Genomic DNA, 7,724 nt, shown 5'->3' with positions numbered 1-7,724 from the left:
CTTCCGAGGGAGACCCTCTCACGGTATCATTCCTTTGGGAAGGTATTTTTTTGAACGAGTCCGGTCAGGTTGTTGAAGATGGGCCTGACCTGCTGGTTCGTCCGTGAAATTGGGACACGCCCCGGACGCGGAACCGCCCCGGCTGGCCGATCCGCTGTCGCGGGGGCGCCGGGGCGGCTGCTTCGCCGAGGCGGGGGAGGCCCGGCGAAGTGAATATGGAGGCTGATGTTCCGCTGGCGGAGAGGGCAGGATTCGAACCTGCGTGGGCCCGTATGGACCCGACTGTGAGCCGTAGCTCGAAGTCCCCGATAAACCACTCCGGGCACCTCTCCAGGTGTTGCGGTTGTGCGGTGGTGCTGGCACCGATGCTTGCGTGCCTCGCGGAGAGGGCAGGATTCGAACCTGCGTGGGCCCGTATGGACCCGACTGTGAGCCGTAGCTCGAAGTCCCCGATTAGCCACTCCGGGCACCTCTCCTTGGTGGTGCTGGCGGAGAGGGCAGGATTCGAACCTGCGTGGGTCCGTGCGGACCCGACCGTGAGCCGTAGCTCGAAGTCCCCGATAAACCACTCCGGGCACCTCTCCAGGTGTTGCGGTTGTGCGGTGGTGCTGGCACCGATGCTTGCGTGCCTCGCGGAGAGGGCAGGATTCGAACCTGCGTGGGTCCGTGCGGACCCGACCGTGAGCCGTAGCTCGAAGTCCCCGATAAACCACTCCGGGCACCTCTCCAGGTGTTGCGGTTGTGCGGTGGTGCTGGCACCGATGCTTGCGTGCCTCGCGGAGAGGGCAGGATTCGAACCTGCGTGGGTCCGTGCGGACCCGACCGTGAGCCGTAGCTCGAAGTCCCCGATMARCCACTCCGGGCACCTCTCCKTGGTGGTGCTGGCGGAGAGGGCAGGATTCGAACCTGCGTGGGTCCGTGCGGACCCGACCGTGAGCCGTAGCTCGAAGTCCCCGATAAACCACTCCGGGCACCTCTCCGTGTTCCCGGCCCGGTTCCCCGTGCCGTTCACGAGAACAACATTGGCAGGCGGTTCTGACGGGGCGCTGACGTCTCTCTGACACGGGTTGCCGTCCACGCCGTCTCCCTGTGATTTCACCGGCCCATAAGGATTTTCGCCCTTCCCATCAAAGGGGCCACGGTGCTCTACTCTCAACGACCGCAACGGCTTCCGAAAGGAATTCGGATCATGACCGTGACCACCGTGGAAAACCCGATTCTCAACGCAGTCCGCACGCACACGCACACCGAGAATCCCAGCGCGTTCCTCGCGCTCAACAGCGGCAACAGTTCGTTCTCGCTGCCGGGAACGGACGGCGTCGTCATCTACCGCAGGACCGGCCGGTTCGCCGTCCAGTTCGGTGGGCCCTTCGCCGCCCCGGAGGCGTACGACACCCTCCTCGACGGGTTCCGGCGCCATGTGAAGGAGGAAGGGCTCACCCACGTCGGCGTCCAGCTCCAGCGCGCCGACGCTGAGCGGTACGCGGAACTGGGCTTTACCGTCAACCAGATAGGCGCCTCCTGGGCGGTGAGCCTCCCGGAGTTCACCCTGCGCGGCACCCGCTTCATGCAGCTGCGCAACAAGATCTCCCGGGCCCACCGCAACGGGCTCCAGATCGAGGAGGTGCCCGCGCACGCCTTCCAGGACGCGCTGGAGACCATCGACGGCGCCTGGCTCTCCAGCAAGGGTGCCGCACGTCCCCTGGAGTTCCTCGTCGGCGAGATCGGCGGCGAGGTCCAGGAGCAGCGGCGGCTGTTCGTGGGGACGATCGCCGGTGCGCCCGTCGCGTACATCTCGTACTCGCCGGTCTACGGCAGCAGGGCCGGGTGGATGCACGACCTCAGCCGCCGCGTGCCCGACGGGTCGCCGGGGCTGATGGAGGCCATCAACGCGCACGCCATCGAGGTCTTCCGCAGCGAGGGCGTGCAGTGGCTGCACTTCGGGTTCACGCCCTTCACCGGGCTCGGCGCCGAGCACGAACTGGACGGCCACAGCCCGGCGTTCCAGTGGCTGATGCACGCCCTGTGGGCCGAGGGCGCCGCGCTCTACCCGGCGCAGACGCAGCTCTCGTACAAGCAGAAGTGGGCACCGGACGCGCTCATCCCCGAGTACGTCGCCTTCGACGGGCCCGCGTCACTGGCCTCCTTCGCGCACATCTTCCGCGCCTGCAACGCGTTCTGACGGATCACCCCCAGCACAGCCCTACGATCACAGGAGTTCGCCGCCATGAGTGACACCAACGGGACCAACGGCACCACCGAAGCCACCGACCCCGCCGACACCCTCAAGCACGCCATGATCGAGCAGCTCATGGGCATCATCGGGGCCCCCGACGACGAGGACGTCGCCCGTGCGGCGGACGGTGTGGTCCGGGAGCTCGACGCCCTGCTGCGGGCCGAGTCGGAGCCGGTGGCCTGACCGGCGCAACGCGGTGCGGCGCCGCTGCCGGCAAGGCCCGCGGCCAGCTTCGCATCAGCGCCACATCAGCGCCGCACGGAACGCTGCGTACACGTTCGCCCGGCGTCCGGCCGGTGGGGTACCGCACTGTGCCCCAGCGCAACCGGTGCGCCGGGCGGGCGCCGCCGCCCGGTTCGGGCACTTCTTCCGAGGAGAGCTTCGTATGCAGCGTCCGCACGTCCAAGAGACCGGTGTCGCCGTCGCCCCGCAGCACACCGCCGTCCCGCAGCGCACCGGGGCATCCGCCACCTTCTCCGAGCTCCTCAAACGGGTGAAGGCCGAGGGGCTCCTCGACCTGAACCCGAAGTACTACATAGGGCGGCTGATCCGGAACACCACGCTTCTCGTGGCCGGGATCACCGCCTTCTTCCTGGTGGGCGACTCGTGGTGGACGCTCGCCGTGGCGGTGTGGATGGGCCTCTGCGGTGGCCAGTCCTCGTTCATGTGGCACGACGCGGGCCACAAGGCGATGTTCCGCAACAAGAAGGCCGCCTCCGCCGTCGGCTACTTCCACGCCAACTTCGTCAACGGCGTCAGCTTCGGCTGGTGGGTCAACCACCACAACCGCCACCACAGCAACCCCAACCACCTCGACATGGACCCGGACATCGGCCGGCGTACCGCGATCTTCGACATCAAGCAGTACGCGACCAGGACCGGTGTGCAGCGCTTCATCGTGCGCTACCAGAGCGTGCTCTTCTTCGTGCTGCTCGTCCTTGAGTCCTTCAAGATGCACAAGACGGCCGTGAAGTCGATCCGGCAGGGTCTGACCAAGCGTCCCGTGCTGGAGTCCGCGCTGCTCATCGCGCGGGCGGCGATCTACCTGACCTGCGTCTTCACCGTGCTCTCGCCGGTGCTCGGGGTCGCCTTCATCCTCGTGCAGCAGGCCACGCTCGGCGTCTACTTCGGCATGATCTTCGCCCCGAACCACAAGGGCATGGACGTCCGTGACGGCGAGGAGGAGACCCTGGACTGGCTGGAGCGCCAGGTCCTCACCTCGCGCAACATCCGTCCCTCCTGGTTCATCGACTTCCTCTACGGGGGCCTGAACTACCAGGTGGAGCACCACCTCTTCCCCGCCATGCCGCAGAAGAACCTGGGCCGTGCCCGTGAGCTCACCCGCGAGTACTGCGCCGAGCGCGGTGTGCCGTACCACGAGGTCGGCTTCTTCGCCTCGTACCGCGAGGTCGCCGGTTACCTGCACGAGGTCAGCGCGCCGGTGCGGCGCGGCGAGGTCGACGCGCACATAGGACGGGCCGCCTGATGGTCGACACGGTCACCAGACCGGCGGCCGCGCGCGGCACCGCCACGCAGGCCTCGATCGGCGTCCGGCTCGACCGGATGCCGATCACGCCGACGCACCGCAGCATCACCGCGGTGATCGGCGTCGGCCTGCTCTTCGACACCTTCGAGAACAATCTGTCCGGCACGATCGCCAAGGTGCTCCAGAACGACTTCGCGTTCGGGGCCACCGAACTGAAGCTGGTGCTCGCCTCGGCCTTCATCGGGCAGTTCATCGGCTCGCTGCTGCTCGGCAAGATCGCCGACCGGTACGGGCGGCGCCGGGCGTTCCTGATCAACCTGGCGATCTACTCGGGCTTCTCGCTGCTCGGCGCCTTCTCGCCGAACGCCGCCTGGCTGATCGTGACGCGGTTCTTCGCCGGTGTCGGCATCGGCGCCGAACAGAGCCTGTCCGACTGCTACCTGTCCGATGTGCTGCCCGCGAAGAAGCGCGGGCGGTTCATCGCCTGGGCCTACACCCTGGCCTTCTGCGGGGTGCCCGCCGTGGGCTTCGCCGCCCTGTGGCTCGTGCCGCTCTCGCCGCTCGGCGTCGACGGCTGGCGCTGGCTCTTCGTGATCGGGGCGCTCGGCTCGGCCGTGGTCTGGGTGCTGCGGCGCAAGCTGATCGAGTCGCCGCGCTGGCTCGCGGCGGTCGGCCGCGAGGACGAGGCCGACACGCTGGTCTCGCGGATGGAGGCCGAGGTGCCCGCGGGTGCCGCGGTCGCGTACAAGGCCGAGGTCGAGGCGGAGGTGGCGGCCGTCGAGAAGGCCGCCGTCGCCCCCGTCACCCGGCTGCGGGACATCTTCGAGCCACGGCTGCGGCGCCGTACCGCCATGCTCTGGATCTTCTGCGCGCTCTCGGTGGTCGGCTACTACGGCTTCGGGACCCTGGCGCCGCAGATCCTGGCCGCCAAGGGGTACGGCATCGTCGCGGGCCTCGGGTTCACCGCGGTCTGCTTCCTCGGCTACCCCGTGGGCTCCGCGCTCTCGCTGCCGATCATCGACCGCATGGAGCGCAAGCGGCTGGTGGCGCTGTCCGCCGGGGCGATGGTCGTGGCCGGGCTCGGGTTCTCCTACGCCGGGTCGGCGACGTGGATCATGGTGTTCGGCTTCGTCTACACCGTGTTCAGCAACGTCTTCAGCAGCGTCTCGCACGTGTATCTGGCGGAGCAGTACCCGACCGCCATCCGGGCCGCCGCGTCCGGTGCCGCGTACTCGCTGTCGAAGCTCAGCGCCGCCGCGCTGCCGTTCGTCCTGCTGCCGGTCCTGACGTCGTACGGGCCCGGCGCGCTGTTCGCCGTCATCGCCGCCGTGATGACCGCGCTCGCGGTGACCGTGCTCACCCTGGGCGACAGCACCACCGGCGTCTCGGTCGACCACGCGCCGACCGGCTGACCCACCTGCCTGCCCCGCCCCGAAAACCTTCCCCACGACACGACGGACTGATGAGGAACATGGCATGGCCTACGTCATCGCTCAGCCCTGCGCCGATGTGAAGGACAAGTCCTGCATCGACGAATGCCCCGTGGACTGCATCTACGAGGGTGCCCGCGCCCTGTACATCCACCCCGACGAGTGTGTGGACTGCGGGGCCTGTGAACCCGTGTGCCCCGTCGAGGCCATCTACTTCGAGGACGACGTGCCCGGCTCCTGGGGCGACCACCGCGGCTCCAACGCCGACTTCTTCCAGGAGATCGGCTCGCCCGGCGGCGCCTCCGCGCTCGGCGCGCTGCCGCACGACTCCGCCCTCGTGGCGTCCCTGCCGCTGGCGGTGGCGTCATGAGCGGACTCCTCGCGGGCAAGCGGATTCTGGTGACGGGCGTCCTCACCGAGGGCTCCATCGCCTTCCACGCCGCCCGGATCGCCCAGCTGGAGGGCGCCGACGTGGTGCTCACCGGCTTCGGGCGGCTCTCCCTGATCGAGCGCACCGCGGGCCTGCTGCCGAAGCCCGCGCCGGTAGTCGAGCTGGACGTGACGGACCAGGAGCACCTGGACGGCCTGGCCGACCGGGTGCGGGAGACCTTCGGCGACGGAGGCGGCATCGACGGCATCGTGCACTCCATCGCCTACGGGCCGCCCGGCGCCTTCCACTTCCTGGAGGGAGCCTGGGAGGACGTGTCGACCGCCGTGCACGTCTCGGCGTACTCACTGAAATCCCTGACCACCGCCCTGCTGCCGCTCCTTCAGCCGCGCGGCGGTTCCGTGGTCGGCGTCACCTTCGACGCGACGGTGGCCTGGCCCAAGTACGACTGGATGGGCGTCGCCAAGGCGGCCCTGGAGTCCACGAGCCGCTACCTCGCCCGTGATCTGGGCGCCCGCGGCATCCGCTGCAACCTGGTGGCGGCGGGCCCCCTGCGGTCCATGGCCGCCAAGTCCATCCCGGGCTTCTCCGAACTCGCCGACGACTGGCACACCCGCGCCCCCGCGGGCTGGGACCTCAACGACCCGGAACCCGCGGCACGCGGCATCGTCGCGCTGCTCTCGGACTTCTTCCCCCGCACCACGGGGGAGGTCGTGCACGTCGACGGCGGGGCCCACATGATGGGTGCCTGACCGGGCGGCCACGAGGCCGGTACGGCGGTGGGGGAGTCCAGGTGATCATCACCTGGACTCCCCCACTCGTCGTTCCCCGTACGGTTGGCCTTCGTCACTCGGTCGTGCCGTCGGGCAGGATGCGCCGGAACCGCGTGTACGGGACGAGGGCCTCCGGCAGCTCCACCGAACCGTCGGGGCGCGCACCCTGTTCGAGCAGCGCGGCCACCGTGCGGCCGATGGGCAGCGCCGAGCCGTTGAGGGTCGCCGCGTGCTCCTTGCGGCCGTCGGCGGTGCGCATCCGGATGCCGGCGCGGCGGGCCTGGAAGGTGCCGCAGTCCGAGACGGAGGAGATCTCGCGGTAGGAGCCGCTGCCCGGCAGCCACACCTCGATGTCGTACGTCATCCGGGCCGAGAAGCCGAGGTCACCGGCGGGCAGCAGGACCACCCGGTAGGAGAGCTCAAGGCGCCGCAGGCACTCCTCGGCGTGGCCCACCATGAGTTCGAGCTGCTCGGCCGCGTCCTCGGGGGCGCAGACCCGCACCAGCTCTACCTTCTCGAACTGGTGCAGCCGCAGGATGCCCCGGGTGTCCCTGCCGTAGGCACCGGCCTCGGCGCGGAAGCACGGGGTGCGGGAGGTGAACGCGTACGGCATGTCGCGGGCGTCGAGCGTCTGCTGGGCGAGGAGGTTGGTGAGCGGGACCTCGGCGGTGGGGATGAGGAACAGCTCGCGGTCGCCGACCCTGGTGGCGAACAGGTCGTCCTCGAACTTGGGGAGCTGCCCGGTGCCCGTCATGGTGTCGCGGTTGACGAGGAACGGCACGGACTGCTCGGTGTAGCCGTGCTCGGCGGTGTGCAGATCGAGGAAGAAGTCGGCGAGCGCGCGCTCCAGGCGGGCGCCGGGGCCGCGGCTGACGGTGAAGCGGGCGCCGGAGAGCCGGGCGGCGGACTTGCCGTCGAGGATGCCGAGCCGTTCGCCGATGTCGGCGTGGTGCCGGTCGTCGGCGGCGGCGCACGGCGGCGGGCCGCCCCGGCGTATCTCCACCGCCTCCTTCTCGGAGTCGCCGTCGGGCACGGTGTCCAGCGGGATGTTGGGGACGGCGAGGACGAGGTCCGCGAGGCGGCGGCCCGCCTCCTTGGCGGCGGTCTCGGCCTGCTGGACCTCGGCGCGCAGCGCGCGGGCCGCCTCCTTCTCCTCCTCGGAGGGCGGTCCCGAACGGCGCTGCCGTGTCGCCTTGTTCATCTCGGTGCGCAGCCGCGTCACCTCGGCCTGCGCCGCGGCCCGGCCGCGGTGGGCCGTGTCGAGCGCGGTGACGTCGAGGTCGTGGCGGCGCCGGGCGAGCCGCCGTACGGCGTCGGGCCCTGCGGCGATGAGTTCGCGGGGATCGTGCATGACTGCTCCTGGGGTAGAGGGGTCCCTCCCCCCCCCCCTGGGCGAGGGGCGGCTCGGCGC

Annotated in this window: 7 protein-coding genes and 6 tRNA genes; 6 read left to right on the top strand and 7 right to left on the bottom strand. The window is 69.8% G+C overall.

Annotation, left to right across the window (positions count from 1 at the left end; translation table 11 throughout):
- Window positions 1-234: 234 nt before the first annotated feature.
- The 6 genes from AB8Z36_RS24035 to AB8Z36_RS24010 all read right to left on the bottom strand — a co-directional run bounded on the left by AB8Z36_RS24035 (window position 235) and on the right by AB8Z36_RS24010 (window position 980).
- Window positions 235-332: transfer RNA gene (locus AB8Z36_RS24035), tRNA-OTHER, on the bottom strand.
- Between the two features lie 49 nt (window positions 333-381).
- Window positions 382-476: transfer RNA gene (locus tag AB8Z36_RS24030), tRNA-OTHER, on the bottom strand.
- 10 nt (window positions 477-486) lie between these two features.
- Window positions 487-584 (bottom strand) — tRNA-OTHER (locus AB8Z36_RS24025).
- 49 nt (window positions 585-633) lie between these two features.
- Window positions 634-728, bottom strand: a tRNA-OTHER gene (locus AB8Z36_RS24020).
- A 49-nt stretch (window positions 729-777) separates the two neighbouring features.
- A tRNA-OTHER gene (locus AB8Z36_RS24015) sits at window positions 778-872 on the bottom strand.
- Between the two features lie 10 nt (window positions 873-882).
- A tRNA-OTHER gene (locus AB8Z36_RS24010) sits at window positions 883-980 on the bottom strand.
- 209 nt (window positions 981-1,189) lie between these two features.
- On the opposite strand from AB8Z36_RS24010, the gene AB8Z36_RS24005 reads away from it, so the two are divergent.
- From AB8Z36_RS24005 to fabI, 6 genes are all read left to right on the top strand, one after another.
- The gene (locus AB8Z36_RS24005; protein ID WP_369215443.1) at window positions 1,190-2,182 is read left to right on the top strand and encodes a DUF2156 domain-containing protein; all 993 of its coding nucleotides are present in this window, start codon (window positions 1,190-1,192) and stop codon (window positions 2,180-2,182) included.
- A gap of 45 nt (window positions 2,183-2,227) precedes the next feature.
- The gene (locus AB8Z36_RS24000; protein ID WP_369215442.1) at window positions 2,228-2,419 is read left to right on the top strand and encodes a hypothetical protein; all 192 of its coding nucleotides are present in this window, start codon (window positions 2,228-2,230) and stop codon (window positions 2,417-2,419) included.
- A 202-nt stretch (window positions 2,420-2,621) separates the two neighbouring features.
- Window positions 2,622-3,722 (top strand): fatty acid desaturase family protein, encoded by a 1,101-nt coding sequence (locus tag AB8Z36_RS23995; protein ID WP_369215441.1) that lies wholly within the window; start codon window positions 2,622-2,624, stop codon window positions 3,720-3,722.
- On the top strand, window positions 3,722-5,134 hold the full coding sequence (locus AB8Z36_RS23990; protein WP_369215440.1) for an MFS transporter: 1,413 nt from the start codon (window positions 3,722-3,724) through the stop codon (window positions 5,132-5,134). Before AB8Z36_RS23995 ends, AB8Z36_RS23990 begins: the two co-directional genes overlap by 1 nt.
- Before the next feature lie 64 nt (window positions 5,135-5,198).
- Window positions 5,199-5,522 carry a ferredoxin gene (fdxA, locus tag AB8Z36_RS23985; protein WP_369215439.1) on the top strand — a complete coding sequence of 108 codons (324 nt, stop codon included), beginning with the start codon at window positions 5,199-5,201 and terminating at the stop codon, window positions 5,520-5,522.
- Window positions 5,519-6,292 (top strand): enoyl-ACP reductase FabI, encoded by a 774-nt coding sequence (gene fabI, locus AB8Z36_RS23980; protein ID WP_369215438.1) that lies wholly within the window; start codon window positions 5,519-5,521, stop codon window positions 6,290-6,292. The genes fdxA and fabI overlap by 4 nt, the downstream gene beginning before the upstream one ends.
- Before the next feature lie 94 nt (window positions 6,293-6,386).
- Here the strand turns inward: fabI and serS are convergent, their stop codons facing one another.
- Window positions 6,387-7,664 (bottom strand): serine--tRNA ligase, encoded by a 1,278-nt coding sequence (gene serS, locus AB8Z36_RS23975; RefSeq protein WP_369215437.1) that lies wholly within the window; start codon window positions 7,662-7,664, stop codon window positions 6,387-6,389.
- Window positions 7,665-7,724: the final 60 nt, after the last annotated feature.

Origin of the sequence: Streptomyces flavofungini (assembly GCF_041028215.1) — a bacterium.
GTDB classification, from domain to species: domain Bacteria; phylum Actinomycetota; class Actinomycetes; order Streptomycetales; family Streptomycetaceae; genus Streptomyces; species Streptomyces flavofungini_B.
The sequence above is the reverse complement of the archived record's forward strand: the minus strand, read 5'-3'. Positions and strand labels throughout refer to the sequence as shown.